We start from the raw sequence: 22838 nt of genomic DNA, 5'->3' as shown, positions 1-22838 counted from the left end.
TCTCAAACAAAGACGGATAGGTCGGAAATTGTGTAAGTTGCTTTAAGCTCTTACTGGTCCCTAAAACCTAGTCCCTCGAATCTAAAACCCATGTTCAATAAAATCTTAGTCGTCTGCGTTGGCAACATCTGCCGCTCTCCTACTGGCGAACACATATTAAAACAGTTACTTCCAAACAAAACCGTTGATTCAGCCGGTGTCGCGGTTGAAAAAAGTCGATTAACCGGTAAGCCTGCCGATGCCATGGCAACAGAGGTGGCGGCAGAGCATGGCGTGATTATTGATTCACACCAAGCGCGTCAATTAACCAGTGATGTTTGCCGAGATTACGATTTAATTCTTGTAATGGAAGCAGGACATAAAGAAGCGGTAACCAGTTTAGCCCCAGAAGCCAGAAGCAAAACCATGCTGTTTGGACAGTGGATAGGGCAACAAGACATTCCCGATCCATACCGCCAAAGCCGTGAAGCGTTTGATCACGCTTATGCACTAATAGAAAAAGCAGCCCAAGAGTGGGCAAAGAAGTTATAGATTAAGTTTCTAGGTGCTAGGACGAGAATTTAGGGAAGAGTAAAAAACGATTATTTTTACTCTTTTATCTTCGAGTTCTTACTAGTCCCTAAAAACTAGCCCCTTACTCTTATTAATCTTTTACTAGCCCCTAGTCCCTAAAAACTAGTCTCTAATTAAAGTTACAACTATTGGAATGTTCATGTCACAAGCTACCAACGCCAACCGAGAGTCATCCTCCTCTTCCGACGAAATCGATTTAGCTAAGTTGTTCGGTCAACTTATTGATGGTCGTTGGTTAATTATCTCTATTACTACTGTGTTCGCTATTGCAGGTATTGCGTTTGCTCTTTTATCTACCCCAATTTATAAAGCCGATGCCCTTGTTCAAGTAGAACAAAAAACTGGCGGAGGCATGTCAGCGCTTGTTGGTGATATGGGCGATATGTTCGCTTCTGAATCATCATCAACCACAGAGATCGAGATCATAAAGTCTCGTATGATCTTGGGTGACACGGTTGATAAGCTGAACTTAACCACAATTACAGCACCTCAATACATGCCAATCATTGGTAAAGGGTTATCTCGTTTAATGGGAGAAGGAAAAGCAATTAACGTAAGCCGCTTTGATATTCCAAAATATATAGATGAACCAAATTTTACCTTGGTGTTAGATGATGCAGAAAAAGGAACCTACACCCTATTTGATGCCGAAGAACGCAAAGTATTAACAGGTAAAGTGGGAGAGTTAGCGGATAATAACGATTACCACTTATTTGTGATGCAGCTAACGGGTGAAACGGGTGATCTATTTAGTGTGTCTAAAGTGTCTCGTTTTGATGCCATTCTAACATTGCAACAAACTTTATCTATCAGTGAAAAAGGCAAGCAATCGGGCGTGTTACAGTTTTCTCTTGAAGGTGAAAATAAAGCAAAGATTGAAGCCATCATTAATGATGTAAGCCAAAACTATTTCTTACAAAATATCGCACGAGACAGCGCAGAAGCAGAGAACAGCTTAGCGTTTTTGAATACGCAAATCCCCGCAATAAAAGACAAATTAACCCTTTCTGAAAACGTGTTAAATGACTTTCGATTAGAACGTAAATCGGTTGATTTAAGCTTAGAAGCGCGCTCGGCATTAGATGTATTGGTTAAATTAGAAACCCAATTAAATGAATTGACCTTTAAAGAAAGTGAAATTAGCCAACGCTTTACTAAAGACCACCCTGCGTACAAATCGTTACTGGATAAGCGCCAAGTATTATTAGGTGAGAAAGACCGTTTAAACTTACAGGTGCAAAAATTACCAAAGACCCAGCGCGAAGTGTTACGTATGCAGCGTGATGTAGAGTTAAACCAACAGATATACATTCAACTGTTAAATAAAAGCCAAGAACTCAGCATCATTAAGGCGGGTACCGTTGGTAACGTCCGTATTTTAGATACCGCACAAGCCTATTCGCGAGCAGTAAAACCGAAGAAACCGCTGATTGTGGTATTAGCGACGTTATTAGGTGGCATGCTGAGTGTCGCTATTGTATTGCTGAAAGCGGCCTTCCATCGCGGGGTTGAAAACCCGGATGAGATTGAAGCATTAGGCATTCCGGTTTATGCCAGTATTCCTAAATCAAAATGGCAAGAAAAGCTTGATATCCGTTATAGCAAAAAGAAAGTAAGGCATTTAGAAACCTTATTAGCCGAATCTAACCCTGCTGATTTGTCTATAGAGGCATTACGTGGCTTACGCACCAGTATGCACTTTGCCATGATGGAAGCGAAAAACAACGTCGTGATGATAACGGGCCCTGCGCCAAACATTGGTAAATCCTTTGTGGCAGTAAACTTTGCTGCCGTTATTGCAAAAACAGGCCAGAAAGTGTTAGTGGTTGATGCCGACATGCGTAAAGGCTATATGCAACGCTATTTTGGTATGAAGTGGGATAACGGCTTATCGGATTACCTATCAGGCAAACTGCCACTAGAGCAATCAATCCAAAAATCAGAAGTACCAAATCTTGATGTAATGACGCGTGGACAGATCCCACCAAACCCATCTGAATTATTAATGACAAAACGCTTTAGTGATTTTATTGATTGGGCATCAAACAACTATGATTTAGTTCTTATTGATACCCCGCCAGTTCTCGCAGTAACCGACCCAAGCATTGTTGGTGCATTAACGGGTACGACATTAATGGTGGGGCGTTTTGACCAAACCTCAATCAAAGAGATTGATGTAGCAAGACACAGATTCGAGCAAGCAGGGATAGAAGTGAAAGGTTTTATCTTGAATGCGGTAGAGAAGAAAGCAAGTAACACGTATGGCTATGGCTATTATAACTATAGCTATGAGAGCGATAAAAAATGATTATATAATAATTTGAATTATTATAATTATATTTAATCATCATATGCTTCTCTATATTTAAAATTATTTTTATGATATTTATACCTATGCCTGTTATTCTTTACATCATTTTAAATTAACATTTATTTTCTTTGGTGATGATTTATATACCAATAATAAAAATGGTTTTAACTTGATGATGTATATTTTATTTGATAAATAAAACAACCTGATTATAGTATTCATCGTCAGTTGTTTGAGAAAATAACATACTAAATATGAACGTAAAAACCAAAAGCTTTATAGTAAGAATTTTAAAATATCCCGCGATATTGATTTTGTTTCTTTGTTTTTATTCAAGGATAAATTACGATAGCGTGATAAATCCGGATTATGATAATTATCAAAGTGATTATCGTAATGCAAATTGGAGTTATGAAATTGGATATGAATATATTAGCCATATATTTAGAGATTATCTAAATTTTAGTTTTGTTGATTTTTGGAGTGTGTTGATAATATTTCAATTAATATTACTATCAATTATATATAGGAGGGGGTTAGAGGCTATATTTTGTTTGCCTAATTTATTCTTGATGAGTGAATATTTTTATGGAACAACAGTTAGATACTCTTTAGGGTGCTTGATATTATTATTAGCGGTTCGAGAAAATAAACTTCGTTTACTAAAATATCCTTCACCATTACTTCATTACGGGTTGTTTATAATTCTTTTTTTAGACTTGGTAAAGTCAAGAATATCAAAGCTAATTATAAATAATAATTTGATGAAACAAATGTTGTTTTTTTTAGCTATGATATTTTGTGGGGTTTTTTCAGGTTTAATTGTTAATATTTTAATTCCGTATACTAGATTTTCGTATTATGCTTCAAGTTTTTATTTAGAATCAAAGTCTATTTCATCTTTAATATATATTATACTGGTATTCTACTTAATAATTTTAGGTGGGAAAATTAAAAATAGTTTATTTGATGATTCAATTGTATTGTTATCATTATGTACAATTTCATTTTGTTTAGTTACTTCTGGTGTGGCAGTTTTATCTGGACGAACGTTTCAATTCTTTTTACTTCTTGAACCTATTTTGATTAATCATTTTTTGAATGTCAAAAAAACTCGAATTATTGGTTTTCTCTTGCTAATCCTATCAATCTCTAAACTGGTTCTTTATTTGATATGATCTATTCTATTTTAGATAAACTTACATTTGCAATATTTGCTTTTGTATCTAATATAATGATTGCAAAATCTCTTTCTATAAATGAGTATGGTTTGTTTATATACATACAGACAATATTATATATGATTGTTCAATGTTCTGGGTTGGGAATAAAAAATATATATATTAAAGATTATATCAATAATGATCGAAGAGATTTAATTAGAATATCGACTTTAATGTTAAAGCTGTGTGCGTTCTCTTTTTTTCTTTTAATTAGTTTTTTATTTTATATCATTGATCGAAATGTAACTTCATTATATATTATTATTCTTATTATACCTTGTTTCTTTTATTCTTTAGACCAATATGAATGGTGTAATGAGATATCTGGTGATTTTAAAAAAATATTTTATATTAAACTTTCTGTTTTTATATTTTTCTTATTTTTAAGAGTGTTGTTTGTTTTTTATTATTCGGATTTGTTTATATTTCTTTTATTCTATTCCTTAGAGTTACCATGTTGTTATCTAATACAGTATATTAGCTCTGATGAAAGGAGGGGTAATATATTATCCAGTGATAAAGATGAAGTGTTAAAGAGATCCAAAGAAACATTGAGACAATCATGGCCTATATTTATAGCATTAATTATTGCAAGTATTTATAATCGTATAGATCAATTTATGTTGGCAAATTTGATTGATAATAAGGAATTGGCTATTTATGGTTTGAGTGTGAAGTTTACTGAACCATTTAATATCTTTGCTATGGGAGTCGTCTCTTATATATATCCTAAGTTAATTAAGATGAAAAATAATAATGAAAAACTCTTTTTATATTATTCTTCAAAGTGGTTTTATTTTGTTCTTTTGTTTGGGTTGTTTATTTCAATAGTTTTATATTCTTTAAGTGACTATATTTTTATTTTATTTGACGATAAGTTTAAAGATTCAATTCCTGTGTTTAATATATTATCATTAACTATTCCGATAATGTTTGTTGGAATATATATGAGCAATAATTTAGTTGTTTATAATCTTCAAAAACTTATTTTAAAACGTTCCGTTATCGGTGTAGTTATGAATGTTGTTTTAAACTTTTTATTAATACCTACTTATGGGGCAGAGGGAGCTGCAATAGCTACGTTAATAACTCTATTTTTTATAAATATCTTATATTATTTGTTGTCTAATAGTACTAGAGAAATTACACATAATTTGATGTTCTATTTTATAAGGAAGCATAAGTGTCAAAAAGTAAAGTAGCTGTTATCATGAGTGTTTATTATTCAGATGATTTGACGAATCTTAAATGTGCTGTAGAAAGTATTATTATTCAAACATATAGTAATATTATATTTTATATATATTTGGATGGTGTTGTTTCTAGTGACGTAGAGAATTATCTATATCAACTATCATTAGAAAATAAAAATATAAAAATAATATCTAATCATCAGAATAATGGTTTAGCTTTTGCTCTTAATCAATTAATTGAAGTAGTAGTAAAAAATAAAGATGTAGAGTTTATTGCTCGGATGGATAGTGATGATATTTCAATCGATACTCGTATTGAAAAACAGGTTAAATATATTAAAGAAAATGATTTTGATCTTGTAGGTACTTATTGTACAGAATTTGGTTCTGAAAGTTCCTTGGCTGTTAAAAAAGTACCTTTAACACATTCTGATATCTTAAAATACTCTATTACTCGATGTCCGTTTATTCATCCAACTGTTATGTTTCGGAAAAGTATTTTTGAAAGTAGTAATATTAGATATCCAGAAAATACTACTTTCACAGAAGATATGGGGCTTTGGTTTAAAATTTTAGATCATAAATTGATCTGTGGAAACCTCCCAGAGGTACTCCTTAAATATAGAATGTCAGATGAAACGGTATCTAGGCGTAAAGGAATAAATAAAGCTATTAGTGAGATTAAGCTAAGAAGTAAATATATGCTAAAATTAAATCAGTTTAGTGTGAAAAATTTAATCCTAATTATATCAAGATTAGTGTTTCATTCTTTACCTCCTAAGTTGTTAAAAATAGCATATAAGAATTTTAGGAATTAAGAATGAAAATAGTAAATATATCACCCCTTTGGTTTCATAAAGGGGATGGAATTACTGATGTTGTGGTTAATCATCATTGCAAATACTTAGAAATAGGTTGCTTTAGTAGTATTCTTCAAGTTAATCATAATGAATCGTCCCAAAAAAAAGTGTTAAATGAAGAACTTTTTAAAAAAGCTCAAATAGGAGTCGTTAAGCCCAAAAGCATTTTATCTATGATGTTTTTTTTAAAAAATAATCATGATAGCTTTTTTGTTGTTCATGGAATTTTTCAACCAAAGATAATATTGTGTCTAATTTTTTTTACTATATTTAGATATAACTATCTTGTGATACCTCATTCTTCTTTAAATAAAGTTGCATTTAAGGGCCGATTTAACAAAAAAAATATAGTTTATTATGGGTTAATAAATTACTTACTTAGATTTTCAAAAAGTATTGTTTTTTTAAATGAAATGGAAAGAAATTCTAGTATTTATAAAGGTGATAATTTTAGTATTGTTCATAATGGCATCGATGTGCCTGATGTTAAATTTGAATATAAAAAAGACAATTCATCCCATACTAATTTTTGTTATTTAGGTCGATATGATATAGAGCATAAAGGAATTGATAGGCTTATAGATTTTTTTGAATTTTATAACTTAAATTCAAATGATTCTTGGTCACTTAATTTCTACGGGTCTGATGTGAAGAATGAGCGGAAATTAATAGAAGAGCGTATTTTTAAAACCTCAATTTCTGACAAGGTTAATTTTCATGGTCCTGTATTTGGTATAGATAAAAATCAGGTATTAGAGCAATGTGATATATTTGTTTTAACTTCAAGATATGAAGGTATGCCTATTGCAGTGTTAGAAGCTTTATCTTACGGAAAACAATGTTTTCTTTCAGAAGAAACTAATTTATTAAATGAATTGGAGGATGCTGGATTAGCTATCAGGTACAATCCATATAAATTGAAACAATCATGTGATGACATTAATAAATATATAAGAAGCTCCGAATGTTTTAAAAAAGATAAATTTTCTCAGAGCAGGTCTTATCTTATAGATAATTATTCATGGAATACGGCATGTTTGTCTTTAATTAAAATTATGGAGTTAAAGTAATCATAGTGAATATGTTTTTTGTGAGTAAGCCTATTCAATATCATACGGCTAGGCAGTTGGTTCTTTCTAATAAATTAAAAAATTGTAAATTAATAGTCTTAGGTAATTTTTATAATTCGGATATATTCTTTAACAGATTGTCTGAATTTGATCCTGTTTGGGATGACGTGATTTATTATCATTCTAGAATTAAAGCTTACTTACATTTAGTTTTGAATGTTAATAATGCAAATATATTTCTTGATAGTGATTATGGTAAGGATGCAATTTTTGTTTTCTTAATGAATATAAAGAATAATATTATATCTTTATATGAAGAAGGACAGTTTTCTTATGAGGAGTCATTATTTGATTACTATAAAAATAGAACGCCACTAAAGGTTCTTTTATATAGATTTTTGTTTTTTAAACCCAACTTAGGTAGTACTAAATCTATCCGTAATTATTTTGTTTATGATTTAGATAGGTTCTTAAGAACAAGGGAAAGCATATCGGATAAAGGAAAGTTAATATCATTAGGTTTTAGTCCCAATCAAGATAGCTTAAAAATATATAGAAGTATATTTGGTAGTGAACAAATTGATCTAAATAAAAATGTATTACTTTATGTTGGTAGCAAATTCTTTGATGAATTGTTAAGCATCGAATCTTTAAAAAATAAAGTTGATGAATATGATGTGATAATATTTAAACCTCACCCAGGTTCTAATTATTGTAAAGAAAGTGTGGCATATATTTATTCAGGTGTTGAATTTTTTTACCTTGATAACTTAATGCCTGTGGAGTTAATTATTGAAGATATTAAATGTGAAATGTTAACGATAATACATCATGATTCATCGGTTGACTCATATCTTAATAAGAGTCAAGTAATTACTAAGTTAATAAATGCAAATGCTGAGAGTTAGAATTTATGAAAGTTTTTATTATTAATGATACGAGTGGCGAATTACATCACGGCTGCTCACGAGTCATGAATAACCTTTGTAAATTGATCAAAACGAATAAAGGTCAGGTGATAGCTTCTTCTCCCGTAGGATTAGATTGGAGAAAAAGTGAAGCGACAAAAGCAAAGATGTTAGAAGCAGATCTAGTGATAGTAAATGGCGAAGGCACTATTCATCATGATTCAGGCGAACACCTGTTGGATGTTGGATTATTCTGTAAACCTTATGGTGTAAAAACAGCATTGGTTAATGCTTTGTTTCAAGATATGACTATAGCTACAAAGGAACAATTAAAGGCATTTGATCATATATCTGTACGAGACTCTTTTAGTAAAAAACAAATTGAATCATATGGACTTGAAGTAGAGTTATTACCAGATCTTACTTTTTATTCTATCGGTGATTATGCTCATCGTAAAGATATTATTCATAACAGATGGATGTTTACATGCAGTGTTAATATTGAAAAATCGATTGAGTTATTTCGTCTTTCAAAAAAAGGCCCTATGCACTCAATATTCACACCAGTAGTTTATGGAAAAGGTAATTGGGAAGAAAATACTGGTAGTTCAAGTATATTAGAAAAGTTCTCTAGATTTGGTTTTAGTGAATTTATACTTAAATCTTATAACAGAATTAAATCTAAACTTAGGTCTAAAGGTTTTAGACAATATTCGGATATAACACTTCATAATAAATATTATAATGCCATTAACAATGTTGACTTTATTATAAGTGGTAGGTTTCATTCTGTTTGCTTTGCTATAAATTGTGGGGTTCCATTTATAGCATTAACATCTAATAGTCATAAGTTAGAGGCATTAATTGAAGACTTTGGTTTATCGAAAGAAAGAATTGTTAGTAATGTAGAAAGTTTAAATAACATCAAATATCTTCCATATTCCAAAGAGGAAATTAATAATATTAAGGTAGTGTTACATGATATTCAATCTAAATATGAAATGTTTTATAAGAAAGTATTAGATAAGTAGGTATTTATTTATGTTTTTAATTGCAGGTCCATGTGTTATCGAATCTGAAGGTTTAGTTTTAGATACTTTTGCACAATTACAAGAAATAACAAATAAACTTGGCATTGAATATATTGCTAAGTCGTCTTTTACCAAAGCAAATCGCTCATCAGCGTCTGCTTTTACTGGCCCCGGTCTTGAAGAAGGATTAAAGATTCTTCAAAAAGCCAAAGATCAATTAGGTGTTCGTATCATTACAGATGTACATGATGATACTCCTTTAGACGAAGTAGCATCAGTGGTTGATGTGTTACAAACACCGGCGTTCCTTGTGCGTCAAACTGGCTTTATTCAACGTGTTGCTTCTATGGGGTTACCTGTAAATATCAAGAAAGGTCAATGGATGCACCCTGCAGACATGGCTCCTGTTGTTGAGAAATGTAGAGCAGTTGGTAATGACGATATTTGGTTATGTGACCGTGGCACAAGTTTTGGTTTTGGGGCACTAGTTAACTACATGCCTGGTTTAACCATAATGAAGGAAACGGGTTGTAAAGTGGTTATGGATGCAACGCACAGTGTTCAAATGCCGGGTATGTTAAATGGGTCTACTGGTGGTAACCGTTTACATGTTCCTGCTATTGCTCGTGCAGCGGTTGCTGTGGGTATTGATGGCTTATTTATGGAGACACATCCAAACCCTGATAAAGCGTTATGTGATGGACCAAATATGCTTCCATTAAAGCATATGGAAGAGTTGTTAGAGACCTTGCTTGAAATTGATGAGGTTGTGCATCGTAGAGCCTTTATTGAATCAAAATTGAGTTAAGTATGTTAGATAAGCTGGTCTGTAAAAATATAAAAATGGTATTGCTAGATGTCGATGGAGTGATGACTGATGGCTCTATTTTTATTAATCAAGATGGCGAATTTTTCAAATCCTTTAATGTTAAAGACGGTTTAGCCATAGAGTTATTGCGTAGTCATAATATTTTAGTTGGTGTTATCTCAGGCAAAGCAAGCGCGGCGCTTGATACTCGATGCAAACAGCTTGGTTTTGATGAAATTATTACTGGCTGTAAGAATAAATTACCAGCCTTAGTCGATATCTGTTCGAAATATAATATCTTACCGAGTCAAATTGCGTTTTTGGGTGATGATGTTTTAGATATCCCTATTTTTGAAAAAGTAGGCCTTGCAATCGCTCCTGTGGATGCACACAGCCTAGCTATTGAAGATTCAGATTGGGTCTCGACATTGAAAGGTGGAGAGGGAATGGTAAGAGAGTTTGTGGATTTATTACTAATCAATAAATTAGATTTACCATTGAGAGATATTTATAAACCACTACTTGATAAAATTCGATGTGATGATGTCGCTACCATGGAGCAATAAATATGGATGTTAAGGTTGTTATACCTGCGAGGTATGGGTCATCAAGATTACCAGGTAAACCGCTTTTGATGTTGTTAGGCAAGCCTGTTATTTGGCATGTAGTAGAGCGTTGTAAAGAAGCGGGAATTGATAGAGACAATATTTTTGTTGCTACAGATGATCAAAGGATAATTGAGGCGTTAAAAGATTACGATATCAACGTTGTATTAACGTCATTATCACATCAGTCAGGCACTGATCGTATTAATGAAGTTGCTGCTATTGAATCTTGGTCTGATGAGGTGGTTGTTTTGAATGTTCAAGGAGATGAGCCAATGATCCCTTTTTCATTAATTCAAAATATAACAGCTTTTACTTTAGCTAATCCTCATTATCAAATCACGACAGCTGTTGTGCCTTTAACAAATCAAGATGATTTTACAAATTCAAATGTTGTCAAAGCAATTCTAGGAAACCATGGTCGAGCAATTTATTTTACTCGGTCTCCCGCTCCTATGAATAGAGATAACCCTAATGATTTATCTTTAGCAAAAAGGCATATCGGTATTTATGCTTACCGTGTATCGGCATTAAAACAATTTTGTTCTTATTCTGAAGATGAGTTAGAGCATTATGAAAAGTTAGAGCAGTTGCGAGCTTTAAGTCACGGCATGACTATTGGAGCTACAGTATTTAACGGTATTGTTCCTCATGGAATAGATACTATTGATGACTTTAATAATATAAAAAAAATAATGAAAGAGAATAATAATTAAAATGGCTAGTTCAATTGATATTGCAAAAGAGGTAATTCAAACTGAAATTGATGGTTTGGATTATATGGCAAAAAGATTAGGTTCTGAATTTGAAATGGCGATTAACGCCATAATTAATACCAAAGGGCGTACTATTATTTGTGGTATGGGGAAATCAGGTATTATCGGTAAAAAAATAGCAGCATCTTTTGCTAGTACAGGTACTCCAAGTTTCTTCATGCACCCAGGAGAGGCCTTTCATGGTGATCTTGGCATGGTTAAGCCAGAAGATGTATTTATTGCTATTTCAAATTCAGGTGAAACTGATGAAGTATTAAAATTATTGCCTTTTTTACGTGACAATGGCAACTTTATTATAGGTATCACAGGAAAAGAAAAATCAACATTGGCGGTTAATTCTCATTGTCATCTTGATATTGCAGTACCAAAAGAAGCGTGCCCTTTACAATTAGCACCAACGTCATCAACAACGGCTACTCTCGTAATGGGCGATGCCTTAACTGTTGCTTTAATGGAAGAGCGTAATTTTAAACCTGAAAATTTTGCTCGCTTTCACCCTGGGGGAAGCTTAGGACGTCGCTTACTATCTAAAGTTCGTGATGAGATGTTTTCTGATAATTTGCCAATCGCTGAGTCAGATGCAGATTTTACGTCGATTATTCATAAAATTTCATCTAGTCATTTAGGGCTTACATTAGTCAATTTAGATAGCTCTGAACTTGCAATAATTACGGATGGTGATTTACGTCGTGCGATGGAATTAAAAGGTAAGGATGTCTTTGATTTAAAGGCAAAAGATATAGCATCAATTAATCCCGCATCTATTTCTTCTGATTCAAATATACAAACAGCGTACGAAATGATGGAGACTAAAGGGATCACGTCATTAATTGTTGTTGAAAATAATGATATTGTAGGGATATTGAAGAAATAAACCAACCAACCAACCAACTTAGAAACCCTAATGTCTAAATATTATTGGCATTAGGGTTTTGTCATATAGATATATTCCATACCGTTAATTTTAACCTCATTCTACTCGTATTTTATTTGTATGCTTACATGGGCAAACAGAAAAAGTGCGACTAAATATACTGCTTAGAAATTATGTAGTATCACGCAACATCCATTTATATATACTTTTAAAATAATTACATTCCAATAGGAAGCTATCTATGATTAACGCATATTTATTTGTGTTTCTCGTTTCATTCGTCAGTTTATTTATCATGCGCAAAGTGGCTAAGCGCGTAGGATTGGTTGATAAACCCAATGAACGTAAGCACCATAAAGGAGTTATCCCATTAATTGGCGGTATCTCTATTTTTACTACGTTATGTATTGGTCTTCTGCTGTTCTTTCCAGTAGATGACAATTTGATAATGTACTTAAGTTGTGCCGCGGTGCTTGTCGTATTAGGTGCATTTGATGATTTTTACGATATCAGTTTTAAGATCCGTTTAATTGTTCAAGTTATTATTTCACTGATTATTATTTTTGGTGGTAACCACAGTTTACATAACTTAGGTTACTTAATGGGCAGTGAAACCATTATGTTATCGTCGGCAGCAAGTGGGGCCATCACGATTTTAGGCGTGATAGGCGCGATTAATGCATTTAACATGGTTGATGGCATTGATGGTTTACTTGGTGGTTTAGCATCAGTAACGTTTGCTGCGTTGGCTACGGTATTCCATTATAGTGGTAATGAGTATTTAGCTCATGTATGTACTTTAATTGTTGTCGCCATCGTGCCGTATATCATGCTTAATCTTGGCTTCCCGTTAGGACGTCGTTTTAAAGTGTTCATGGGTGATGCAGGCAGCATGTTTATTGGTTTTACGGTGGTATGGATGCTAATCCGCGGTTCACAAGAGCCTTCGATTATTGCGTTTAAACCCGTGACTGCATTATGGCTAATTGCGGTTCCTCTTATGGACATGGCAACGATCATGATCCGCCGTGTACGTAAAGGCCAATCTCCATTCAAACCAGACCGTGAGCATTTACATCATATTTGCCAGCGTTTAGGGTTATCTTCATTCATGACGTTATTCCTTATTTGCACGGTTGCTTTGCTTTGTGCTTCTTTTGGTATTTGGGCTGATTTAAACGGTGTAAGTGAATCGACGATGTTCTTTAGTTTCTTAGCATTATTTGCTATCTACTTCATGACCATCTCATACATTTGGCGCATTACTACATGGGTACATAAACTGTTTGGTAAGCGAATGTCGGTACGACTGCAAGCTGAAGTCGGTAAGTAACTCTCGTTAAGTGTCATTACAATGTGAATATATAAAAGCGGAGATAACTGGCTAGGTTATCTCCGCTTTTTTGTTTCTGTCTCTTTATGTTTTACCCTTTCTTATCCTTTACCTCTCACCCTCACTTCAACCTCTCATATTCTAATTATAAATTTCAGTCTTTAGTGTGCTTGCCGATACATGAGGTTATGATCAATGTCATTGATTGGCTCTTACGCTAAAGTGTCGCAGGATGCGAATTTAAAGTGATTATGATAAAATAAAATAATATATAAAAAATCAAATCACTAAACGCCTTGGGTATGCGTTATAACCTATGGGCGGTAGCGTGTCTGATGCATGATTGAAATACGTTATTGGGATAGTAATTAATGAAAATTCTCGTCACAGGTGGAGCAGGGTTTATTGGCTCTGCTGTTGTTCGTCACATTATCAGTAACACACAAGATAGCGTCATTAATTTAGATAAACTAACTTACGCTGGCAATTTAGAGTCGTTATTAGAGGTTGATTCTTATGAACGTTATGTATTTGAACGAGTCGATATTTGTGACAGAGCAGAGCTAGATCGAGTATTTTCAGAGCATAAACCAGATGCCGTCATGCATTTAGCTGCAGAATCTCATGTTGATCGTTCTATTGACGGGCCAGCTGCGTTTATTGAAACCAATATTGTGGGTACTTATACCTTACTTGAGGCGACTCGCTCTTATTGGAATGCATTATCTGATAATAAAAAACACGCATTCCGTTTTCACCACATCTCAACAGATGAAGTGTATGGCGATTTAGAAGGAACGGATGATTTGTTTACAGAGACAACATCATACGAGCCATCAAGCCCATATTCTGCATCTAAAGCCTCTTCTGATCATTTAGTTCGCGCTTGGTTGCGTACTTATGGTTTGCCTGCCGTTGTCACTAACTGCTCAAACAATTATGGTCCTTACCATTTTCCTGAAAAACTTATTCCATTAATGATTTTAAATGCCTTAGAGGGCAAGCCGTTACCTGTTTATGGTAATGGTATGCAAATTCGTGATTGGTTATTTGTAGAAGACCATGCACGCGCTTTATATAAAGTGGTGACGGAAGGAGAGGTAGGTGAAACCTATAATATTGGCGGTCATAATGAAAAAGCCAATATTGATGTGGTAAAAACCATTTGTTCATTACTTGAAGAATTAGTGCCAAATAAGCCTGAAGGTGTGAATCAATATCTTGATTTAATTACCTATGTTACAGACCGCCCAGGGCATGATGTCCGCTATGCTATTGATGCCTCAAAGATTGAGCGTGAGTTAGGTTGGAAACCAGAAGAAACGTTTGAATCTGGTATTCGTAAGACGGTTGAATGGTATTTAGATAATAAACAATGGTGGTCACGCGTATTGGACGGCTCTTATGCGGGTGAGCGTTTAGGTGTGTCTTCTGAGGAATGTAGATAATGAAAGGTATTATTTTAGCGGGTGGTTCAGGAACTCGTCTTTATCCCATTACAATGGGGGTTTCGAAACAACTACTACCAGTGTATGACAAGCCAATGATTTATTACCCGTTATCAGTATTGATGTTGGCGGGAATTAATGAAGTTTTGATTATTACAACGCCCGAAGATCAAGCCAGTTTCCAGCGTTTATTAGGCGATGGCAGCCAATTTGGTATTTCATTAGAGTATGCAGCGCAGCCTAAACCTGAAGGGTTAGCTCAAGCGTTTATTATTGGTGAAGATTTTATTGGTGATGACAGTGTTTGTTTGGTTCTTGGGGATAATATTTTTTGGGGACAAGGTTTCACTCCTAAATTATTAGCAGCAGCGAAACAAAAGTCAGGAGCAACGGTTTTTGGCTATGAAGTTCAAGATCCTGAGCGCTTTGGTGTAGTTGCATTTGATGAAAACCATAAAGCAATTTCTATTGAAGAAAAACCAGTAAAGCCAAAATCAAATTTTGCAGTTACTGGTTTGTATTTTTATGATAATAGCGTCATTAATATTGCAAAAATGGTCACACCATCAGAGCGTGGTGAATTAGAAATAACGTCGATAAACCAAGCGTATTTAGAGCAAGGTGACCTTAGTGTCGAATTACTTGGTCGTGGGTTTGCATGGCTAGATACAGGAACGCATGAGAGTTTATTGGAAGCGGCCAGTTTTGTAGAGACGATTGAAAAGCGTCAAGGGTTCAAAATCGCTTGTTTAGAGGAAATCGCTTACCGTCAAGGGTGGATGACGAAAGAACAAGTGCAGAATATCGCGAATTTATTTAAGAAAAACAGTTACGGTCAATATTTATCTAAATTAATTAAAGAGTAAATTGCATGAGTTTAATTAATTTAATTGAATTTAAGTCTTTAGGGGATGATAGAGGTGGTTTAGTTTCTCTTGAAGGCAATAATAATATCCCTTTTGATATTAACCGTGTTTATTACATTTTTGATACTAAAGATGGGGTTTCTCGTGGTTATCATGCGCATAAAGATTTACAGCAAGTTGCTATTTGCATGAAGGGTAGCTGCCGTTTTATTTTAGATGATGGTCAGAAAAAAGAAGATGTTCTTTTAGATAAACCTAATGTTGGTTTGTATATAGACAGCATGAAGTGGCGAGAAATGCATGATTTTAGCGAAGACTGTGTTTTGATGGTTTTGGCGAGTCACCATTACGATGAAGCCGATTATATTCGTGATTATAATGAATTCTTAATGGCGAGTAAGTAATAGATGAAAATCCATTCATTAAGTGATGTTCAAACAACCAATATTGGTGAAAACACTCGTATTTGGCAGTTTTCTGTTGTTCTAAAAGATGCGGTAATTGGAAACGATTGCAATATTTGTGCTCATACATTAATTGAAAACGATGTCATTATTGGTAATAACGTCACCGTTAAATCTGGTGTATATATTTGGGACGGTATTCGTATTGAAGACGATGTTTTTATTGGTCCTAATGCAACCTTTACAAATGACAATGCCCCTCGCTCAAAGCAATATCCTGAAAAGTTTTTAACGACAGTAATAAAGAAAGGCGCATCAATTGGAGCGAATGCCACTATTTTACCTGGCATTACTTTGGGTGAGTTTTGTATGGTGGGGGCGGGCTCAGTAGTCACTAAAGACATCCCAGCTTATGCACTTGTTGTTGGTAATCCGGCTAAGTTTGTACGTTTTTTAGAGAAATAAATGATGATAAATTTTTTAGATCTTCAAGTAATTAATAATCAGTATCAACAAGAATTAAAAGATGCCTGCGCACGAGTGATTGACTCTGGTTGGTATATTATGGGCTCTGAGTTAGAGGCGTTTGAACAAGAATTTGCAGAATATTGTGGTACTAAATATGCCATTGGTGTCGCAAATGGTTTAGATGCGTTGATTTTAGTATTGAGAGCTTGGAAAGAATTAGGCAAGTTACAAGCGGGTGATGAAGTGATCGTTCCCGCGAATACCTATATTGCCTCTGTATTAGCCATTACTGAAAATGATTTAGTTCCTGTTTTGGTTGAACCTAATCCTGAAACATATAATTTATATCCAGAAATAGTACGTCAGGCCATTACCGAAAAAACGAAAGCAATCTTACCTGTGCATCTTTATGGTTTAATTTCACCAATGCCAGAATTAATGGCGATAGCTGAAGAATTTAATTTATTAGTTCTTGAAGATTGTGCTCAAGCTCATGGTGCGAATATTGATGGGAAGAAAGTGGGTAACTGGGGACATGCCGCAGGATTTAGTTTTTATCCAGGTAAAAACCTTGGTGCATTAGGTGATGCAGGTGCTATTACGACAAATGATGATGAACTTGCTAACATATTGAGAGCTTTACGTAATTATGGGTCTCATAAAAAATATGAAAATGCATATCAGGGTGTAAATTCTCGTTTAGATGAAATTCAAGCAGCAATGTTACGAGTGAAATTAAAGTATTTAAATGATGAAACGTCTCGCCGCCAAGCAATAGCGAATAGATATCGTAACGAAATCACAAACCCATTAATTCAATTACCTATATGGGAAGAAGATGCTCAACATGTTTTTCATTTGTTTGTCATTCAAACAGATAAACGTGAAGCGCTGCAACAATATTTAATTGAAAATGGTATTCAGACAGTTATTCATTATCCAATCCCACCTCATAAACAAGCCGCTTATGATGAATTGAATATGATCGATCTTCCATTGACAGAAAAGATACATCAACAAGTATTAAGTTTGCCAATTGCGCCAACGATGGACGATGTATCTGTGAATATGATAGTTAAAGTAATTAATGAATATAATGACTACTAGACGATAAATAATTATTAAGTCTTTATATGGAGTAAATGTCTTTAATATTAAATTAGGTTACCGAAATAATGAATCTAAATTAATAGTGAAGATTTAAATTAATCATTAAATTTATAGTTGGTCCGATTATGCAAAAAATTTTAGATTGTACACTTCGTGATGGTGGATACTATAACCACTGGGATTTTTCATCAGAAGTTGTTGATGCGTATCTTACTGCGGTAGCTAAGGCAAAGATTGATTATGTGGAGTTAGGTTTACGTAATTATCCAAATGCGATTTACAGTGGCCCATTTGCTTACACAACGGAAGAATTTTTAGCTACTCTTCACCTTCCTGAAGGTCCAATATATGGTGTAATGGTTGATGCTAAAACTATCCTTGATTCTGGTAAATCAGTCTGTGATTCGATTAATGATTTATTTATTCCCGCGGCTGAAAGTAAGATTGCTCTAGTTCGAGTTGCTGCTCATTTCGCTGAAGCTGAGCAATGTAATGAGATCATATGTCTTTTAAAAGATATGGGATATATCGTTGGTTTAAATCTGATGCAAGCGGGTGGAAAGCCTGCTGAACTTATTGCAAGTAAGGTTCAATTTGTATCTAAATCTGAACCGGATGTTATTTATTTTGCTGATTCATTAGGAAATATGAATACTGACGAAGTAACTCGTATTGCCAATATTATTAAGGATAATTGGTGTGGAGATATTGGTATTCATACTCATAATAATATGGGACAAGCAATGTCAAATACAATGGCCGCTTATGCTAATGACGTTGCTTGGCTAGATGTAACCGTTACCGGTATGGGACGCGGAGCGGGTAATGCACAAACTGAAAGTTTACTTGCAGAGTTTGATGGAAACAGTAAATATTTGCCAAATGCAGTTTATGAATTAGTTATTCGTCATTTTGAACCAATGCAGAGAAAGTATGGTTGGGGTTCTAGTCTATTATATTATCTTGGTGCTAAGAATGATATTCATCCGACGTATATACAAAATATGCTATCAAATCCGAATTATGGTACAGAAGAAATTGTTGGAGCAATAGAACACCTTAAGAAATTAGAGGGTACAACAAGTTATAATGGTGATGTATTGGAGGAAGCCCTGACTGTTGGATCTATTAATAAACCAACAGAAAGTAACTCTGATCTTTCAGGTATCTTTGCAAAAAGAGAAGTTTTATTAATTACGAATACGCCGAATACGTTAAAACATAAAATAGCAGTAGAAACTTATATTAAAACGCGCAAACCAATTGTTATTGGTGTAAATAGTACACATTGTATTGATTCTGACTATTTTGACTATTTTGCTGTTTCTCATAATTCTAAATTTTTATCTGAAAGCCGTGGATACAGTAACATCACAAAACCGGTTTTTTTACCTCAAAATAGATTTGATGATGAAGAGTTAAAGAGCTTAAAAAATCTAGATTTTGTAGATTATGGGATTGTCATTGATAAAAATCAGTTTTCTATATACTCAAATTACTGCATGTTGCCATACGATAATACAGCCGCTTATGCGCTAAGTATTGCTGTTATAGGGCAAGCAGAAAAGATCTCTCTTATTGGTTTTGATGGTTACGATATGACAGATCGTCGTCAAATGGAAATGAATGATATTTTCTCTATGCTAAATAGTCATTTTAATAATGTATCTATTCAAGCGTTGACACCAACGACTTACCCAGTAAAAAATGGTTCAATTTATGCACCCAATTTTTAAAAAGTACGACACTATTATTTTTGATTGTGATGGCGTAATTTTAGATTCAAATGATTTAAAAATTGAAGCTATGCGTGATGCTTTATATTTATCAGATGTTATTCCTCATGATATTAAATTATGTTGCGATTATTTTAAAAATAATTTTGGTAAGTCTCGTTATCATCATGTCCAGTATTTTATTGATAATATAATAGAAAATGCTAATGAAGATCTTTATGCTCAAGTGTTAGATATTTATTCAATTAAGTGTGAAGAACTATACTTGAGTGCCAAGATAACACCTGGTTTTATGGAAGTGATTAACAACTGTAACGCTAAGTTATATGTTGCGAGTGGTTCTGCTGAAGGTGAATTGCGTCAAGTATTCAAAAAGCGAGAACTTTATCATTACTTTCAAGATATTCTTGGTTCTCCCACATCAAAATCAGAAAATGTTCGTTCAATTATTCAACAAAATACGGGTAAAACGGTAATGGTGGGTGATGCTTTATCTGACTTTTATGCAGCAAAAGAAAATGGTATTGAGTTTATTGCTTATACTCCTTTCTCTAATGTAAAAGAAGAATTGGAATTGCTATCTTTGACAGAAAATTTCACTTTAATAGAAGGATGGTAATAATATGTCTATGACAGTTTTTTTACCTTGTCGTAAAGGCAGTGAACGAATTCCAAATAAGAATACTAAAGATTTTGCAGGGGTTAGTGGTGGGTTGTTAAAAATTAAGTTAGATCAATTAACTCGTTTATCATCGGTTGACTCAATTGTGATTTCATCTAACGATGAAGTAGTGCTTGATTATAGCTCAAACTATAAAGATTCTCGTATTAAGATAGATGAAAGGCCTGATTATTTAGGTTTAAGTACAACAAGTACCGATGAACTAATTCAATATTTACCAACTATAATTGAGTCGGGAGATGTACTTTGGACTCATGTGACGTCACCATTTTTGAATGAATCAGGTTATGAGGCGATTATTGCTCAATATTATCAAATGTTGAGTAAAGGATATGATTCATTAATGACTGTAAAAGAGCTTCGAGGCTTTATTTGGAATAAAGATAAGCCGATTAGTTATGATCGTAGCATTGAAAAGTGGCCAAGAACACAGACAATCGAATCTCTTTATGAAGTAGATAGTTCAGTATTTTTAAGTAACATATCAAATTATATTGCACTTAATGATAGGATTGGTTCTTGCCCTTATTTATATGTTCAGAGTGAAGAATGTGCGTTAGATATTGATTGGCCAGAGGATTTTAAGATGGCTGAATATATATGGAATAGTAAGGATAAATAAAGTTATTTTATTTATCCTTATATTTTGTCTAATTTATATTTTTTTAAAAAGTGGTTATATAATATGTTTTCTTTAATAAAAGAACTATATTCAACATTATCTAACGAGCAAAGAAAAAATTTCTTACAACTTCAAGCTTTAGTTATTATTATGGGCTTTTTTGAAGTGTTTGGTATTGCTCTTATTGGTCCTTTTTTTTCGTTGGTAGTAAATAATGGTATTATTGAATCTAATTCGTTTGTAAATGGAATATATACGTATTTTAAATTTGAAAGTCACTATGATTTTCTATTTTTTATAGGCGTTATTGTTTTATCAGTTTTGATTTTATCGTCTTTATTATCCATGTTCACAGTTTGGAAACTAGCTACATTTGCTGCTCGCGTGGGTACAGAGTTAGCGGATAGACTTTATATATACTATTGCAAGAAAAATTGGATCTTTCATATAAATACGAGTACTTCTGATATAACTAAACAACTCTCATCGGAGTGTACAAGAGTCACTGATTTAGTACTTAATCCATTATTGCTAATGAATGCTAAGATTATATCTTCAATTTTTATGTCAATTTTCATTCTCGCTTATGACTATAAGATTGCCTTAGTCGGTTTGTGTATCTTTTTAATTTCTTACTTATCATTATTTTTTATTGTTAGAAACAGATTAACTAAAAATGGTATGGAACTATCCTCTGTTATTGGTGAAAGATTTAAGTTAATTAATGATTGTTTTGGTGGGATTAAAAGTGTTTTAGTTTCAGGCAATGAATCTCATTTTATTAAATCATTTGTGAATGCAGGGGAAATATATTCCTCATCTAGAGGTAATAATCATGCTATGTCGACAGTTCCTCGTTATTTCATGGAGCTTATAGCGTTTGGAAGTATGATTTTATTAGTTTTATTTTTTATTAAAGCTAAACCAGAATCAATTGATCAAATAACACCATTATTGGCTGTTTATGGGTTGGCTGCTTTTAAATTATTACCTGCTTTACAGCAAATTTATAGCAGTATTTCACAAATAAAAGGAAATGTGTTCGCTTTTGAATCAATAAAAGAAGATTTGAAAGATGCTAAATTGGAAAGTGAAAATGAAAAATTAGAGACAAGTATACAAAAGATTAATTCATTTGATGTATTAACTCTTTCAGATATCAGTTTTAGCTATGATGGAAAAAGTAATGCACTTTCTAACATAGATATTTCAATTAAATCAAATACCACTGTTGGTATTGTTGGGCACTCAGGCTCTGGAAAATCTACGTTAGTTGATATTATTTTAGGGCTTTTAGAGCCAAACTCAGGAAGTATGCTTGCTGGTGATATTATTATTGAAAATAGCAACCGGAAGGAATGGCAGAAGACAATAGGATATGTTCCTCAAGATATATTTCTAGTTGATGGTAATATACAAGATAATATAGCTTTCGGAATTAATGCGAAGGATGTTATTCCAGAGATGCTTGATAAAGCAATCAAGATGGCTGGTCTTGAAGATGTAATTAACTCATTGCCTGAAAAATTAGAAACTAAAGTTGGTGAAAGAGGTGTTAGGTTATCTGGTGGGCAAAAACAGCGTATCGGCATAGCAAGAGCTCTTTATCATGATCCTAGTATTATTATTTTTGATGAAGCAACTAGCGCATTAGATGGAATTACTGAAACATTAATAATGGATTCGATTAAAAATTTAGGTAAGAGTAAAACTATCATTATGATTGCACATCGATTAAAAACAGTAGAGACATGCGATAATATATTCTTGATGAGTTCAGGAAAAATAGAGTGTGAAGGGAATTATAACCATCTTTTGGCTACGAGTGAAAGCTTTCATAATATGGTAAATGTAAATACTAAAGCTAAGTAATAGTGAATGTGTAAATAATGGTTAAATTAATAAATATATTAAGGTAAATATTTGACTTGAAATAA

At 33.3% G+C, this 22838-nt stretch carries 22 protein-coding genes; all 22 read left to right on the top strand.

Annotation, left to right across the window (positions count from 1 at the left end):
* Positions 1 to 90: 90 nt before the first annotated feature.
* The 22 genes from A6E06_RS01055 to A6E06_RS00950 all read left to right on the top strand — a co-directional run bounded on the left by A6E06_RS01055 (position 91) and on the right by A6E06_RS00950 (position 22773).
* On the top strand, positions 91 to 531 hold the full coding sequence (locus A6E06_RS01055) for a phosphotyrosine protein phosphatase (protein WP_065594417.1): 441 nt from the start codon (positions 91 to 93) through the stop codon (positions 529 to 531).
* Positions 532 to 712: 181 nt separating this feature from the next.
* Positions 713 to 2881 carry a polysaccharide biosynthesis tyrosine autokinase gene (locus tag A6E06_RS01050; RefSeq protein WP_065594416.1) on the top strand — a complete coding sequence of 723 codons (2169 nt, stop codon included), beginning with the start codon at positions 713 to 715 and terminating at the stop codon, positions 2879 to 2881.
* Between the two features lie 257 nt (positions 2882 to 3138).
* A complete protein-coding gene (locus A6E06_RS19490) occupies positions 3139 to 4062 on the top strand; it encodes an EpsG family protein (protein ID WP_083190262.1) in 924 nt (307 codons plus the stop codon).
* Positions 4059 to 5309 carry a flippase gene (locus A6E06_RS01040; RefSeq protein ID WP_065594414.1) on the top strand — a complete coding sequence of 417 codons (1251 nt, stop codon included), beginning with the start codon at positions 4059 to 4061 and terminating at the stop codon, positions 5307 to 5309. Before A6E06_RS19490 ends, A6E06_RS01040 begins: the two co-directional genes overlap by 4 nt.
* Positions 5291 to 6118: a glycosyltransferase gene (locus tag A6E06_RS01035; protein WP_083190261.1), complete on the top strand. Its 828-nt coding sequence runs from the start codon at positions 5291 to 5293 to the stop codon at positions 6116 to 6118. Before A6E06_RS01040 ends, A6E06_RS01035 begins: the two co-directional genes overlap by 19 nt.
* A gap of 2 nt (positions 6119 to 6120) precedes the next feature.
* Positions 6121 to 7230, top strand: a complete 1110-nt coding sequence (locus A6E06_RS01030) for a glycosyltransferase family 4 protein (RefSeq protein ID WP_065594413.1) — start codon at positions 6121 to 6123, stop codon at positions 7228 to 7230.
* A gap of 20 nt (positions 7231 to 7250) precedes the next feature.
* Entirely contained in the window at positions 7251 to 8138 is an 888-nt protein-coding gene (locus A6E06_RS01025) for a hypothetical protein (protein ID WP_141676858.1), read from the top strand.
* A 5-nt stretch (positions 8139 to 8143) separates the two neighbouring features.
* Positions 8144 to 9169: a polysaccharide pyruvyl transferase family protein gene (locus A6E06_RS01020; RefSeq protein ID WP_065594411.1), complete on the top strand. Its 1026-nt coding sequence runs from the start codon at positions 8144 to 8146 to the stop codon at positions 9167 to 9169.
* A 10-nt stretch (positions 9170 to 9179) separates the two neighbouring features.
* On the top strand, positions 9180 to 9977 hold the full coding sequence (gene kdsA, locus A6E06_RS01015) for a 3-deoxy-8-phosphooctulonate synthase (RefSeq protein ID WP_065594410.1): 798 nt from the start codon (positions 9180 to 9182) through the stop codon (positions 9975 to 9977).
* A gap of 2 nt (positions 9978 to 9979) precedes the next feature.
* The gene (locus A6E06_RS01010) at positions 9980 to 10543 is read left to right on the top strand and encodes an HAD family hydrolase (RefSeq protein ID WP_065594409.1); all 564 of its coding nucleotides are present in this window, start codon (positions 9980 to 9982) and stop codon (positions 10541 to 10543) included.
* 2 nt (positions 10544 to 10545) lie between these two features.
* Entirely contained in the window at positions 10546 to 11298 is a 753-nt protein-coding gene (kdsB, locus tag A6E06_RS01005; protein WP_065594408.1) for a 3-deoxy-manno-octulosonate cytidylyltransferase, read from the top strand.
* 1 nt (position 11299) lies between these two features.
* Complete coding sequence (locus A6E06_RS01000; protein WP_065594407.1) at positions 11300 to 12232, top strand: SIS domain-containing protein; 933 nt, start codon at positions 11300 to 11302, stop codon at positions 12230 to 12232.
* 241 nt (positions 12233 to 12473) lie between these two features.
* Entirely contained in the window at positions 12474 to 13565 is a 1092-nt protein-coding gene (wecA, locus tag A6E06_RS00995; RefSeq protein WP_065594406.1) for a UDP-N-acetylglucosamine--undecaprenyl-phosphate N-acetylglucosaminephosphotransferase, read from the top strand.
* A 371-nt stretch (positions 13566 to 13936) separates the two neighbouring features.
* On the top strand, positions 13937 to 15013 hold the full coding sequence (gene rffG, locus A6E06_RS00990; protein WP_065594405.1) for a dTDP-glucose 4,6-dehydratase: 1077 nt from the start codon (positions 13937 to 13939) through the stop codon (positions 15011 to 15013).
* Positions 15013 to 15879, top strand: coding sequence for a glucose-1-phosphate thymidylyltransferase RfbA (gene rfbA / locus A6E06_RS00985; protein ID WP_065594404.1), 867 nt, complete (start codon positions 15013 to 15015; stop codon positions 15877 to 15879). Before rffG ends, rfbA begins: the two co-directional genes overlap by 1 nt.
* Before the next feature lie 5 nt (positions 15880 to 15884).
* Positions 15885 to 16283, top strand: coding sequence for an FdtA/QdtA family cupin domain-containing protein (locus tag A6E06_RS00980; protein ID WP_065594403.1), 399 nt, complete (start codon positions 15885 to 15887; stop codon positions 16281 to 16283).
* Between the two features lie 3 nt (positions 16284 to 16286).
* Positions 16287 to 16748: an acyltransferase gene (locus A6E06_RS00975; protein WP_065594402.1), complete on the top strand. Its 462-nt coding sequence runs from the start codon at positions 16287 to 16289 to the stop codon at positions 16746 to 16748.
* A 3-nt stretch (positions 16749 to 16751) separates the two neighbouring features.
* Positions 16752 to 17858 (top strand): DegT/DnrJ/EryC1/StrS aminotransferase family protein, encoded by a 1107-nt coding sequence (locus tag A6E06_RS00970; protein ID WP_065594593.1) that lies wholly within the window; start codon positions 16752 to 16754, stop codon positions 17856 to 17858.
* Positions 17859 to 17986: 128 nt separating this feature from the next.
* A complete protein-coding gene (locus tag A6E06_RS00965; protein ID WP_065594401.1) occupies positions 17987 to 19597 on the top strand; it encodes an aldolase catalytic domain-containing protein in 1611 nt (536 codons plus the stop codon).
* Positions 19581 to 20216, top strand: a complete 636-nt coding sequence (locus A6E06_RS00960) for an HAD family hydrolase (RefSeq protein ID WP_065594400.1) — start codon at positions 19581 to 19583, stop codon at positions 20214 to 20216. Before A6E06_RS00965 ends, A6E06_RS00960 begins: the two co-directional genes overlap by 17 nt.
* Before the next feature lie 4 nt (positions 20217 to 20220).
* Complete coding sequence (locus A6E06_RS00955) at positions 20221 to 20901, top strand: cytidylyltransferase domain-containing protein (protein ID WP_065594399.1); 681 nt, start codon at positions 20221 to 20223, stop codon at positions 20899 to 20901.
* A 63-nt stretch (positions 20902 to 20964) separates the two neighbouring features.
* Complete coding sequence (locus A6E06_RS00950) at positions 20965 to 22773, top strand: ABC transporter ATP-binding protein (protein WP_065594398.1); 1809 nt, start codon at positions 20965 to 20967, stop codon at positions 22771 to 22773.
* The last annotated feature ends 65 nt before the right edge of the window (positions 22774 to 22838 follow it).

It is taken from the genome of Aliivibrio sp. 1S175 (genome assembly GCF_001690985.1).
Classification (GTDB): Bacteria; Pseudomonadota; Gammaproteobacteria; order Enterobacterales; family Vibrionaceae; genus Aliivibrio.
The sequence above is the reverse complement of the archived record's forward strand: the minus strand, read 5'-3'. Positions and strand labels throughout refer to the sequence as shown.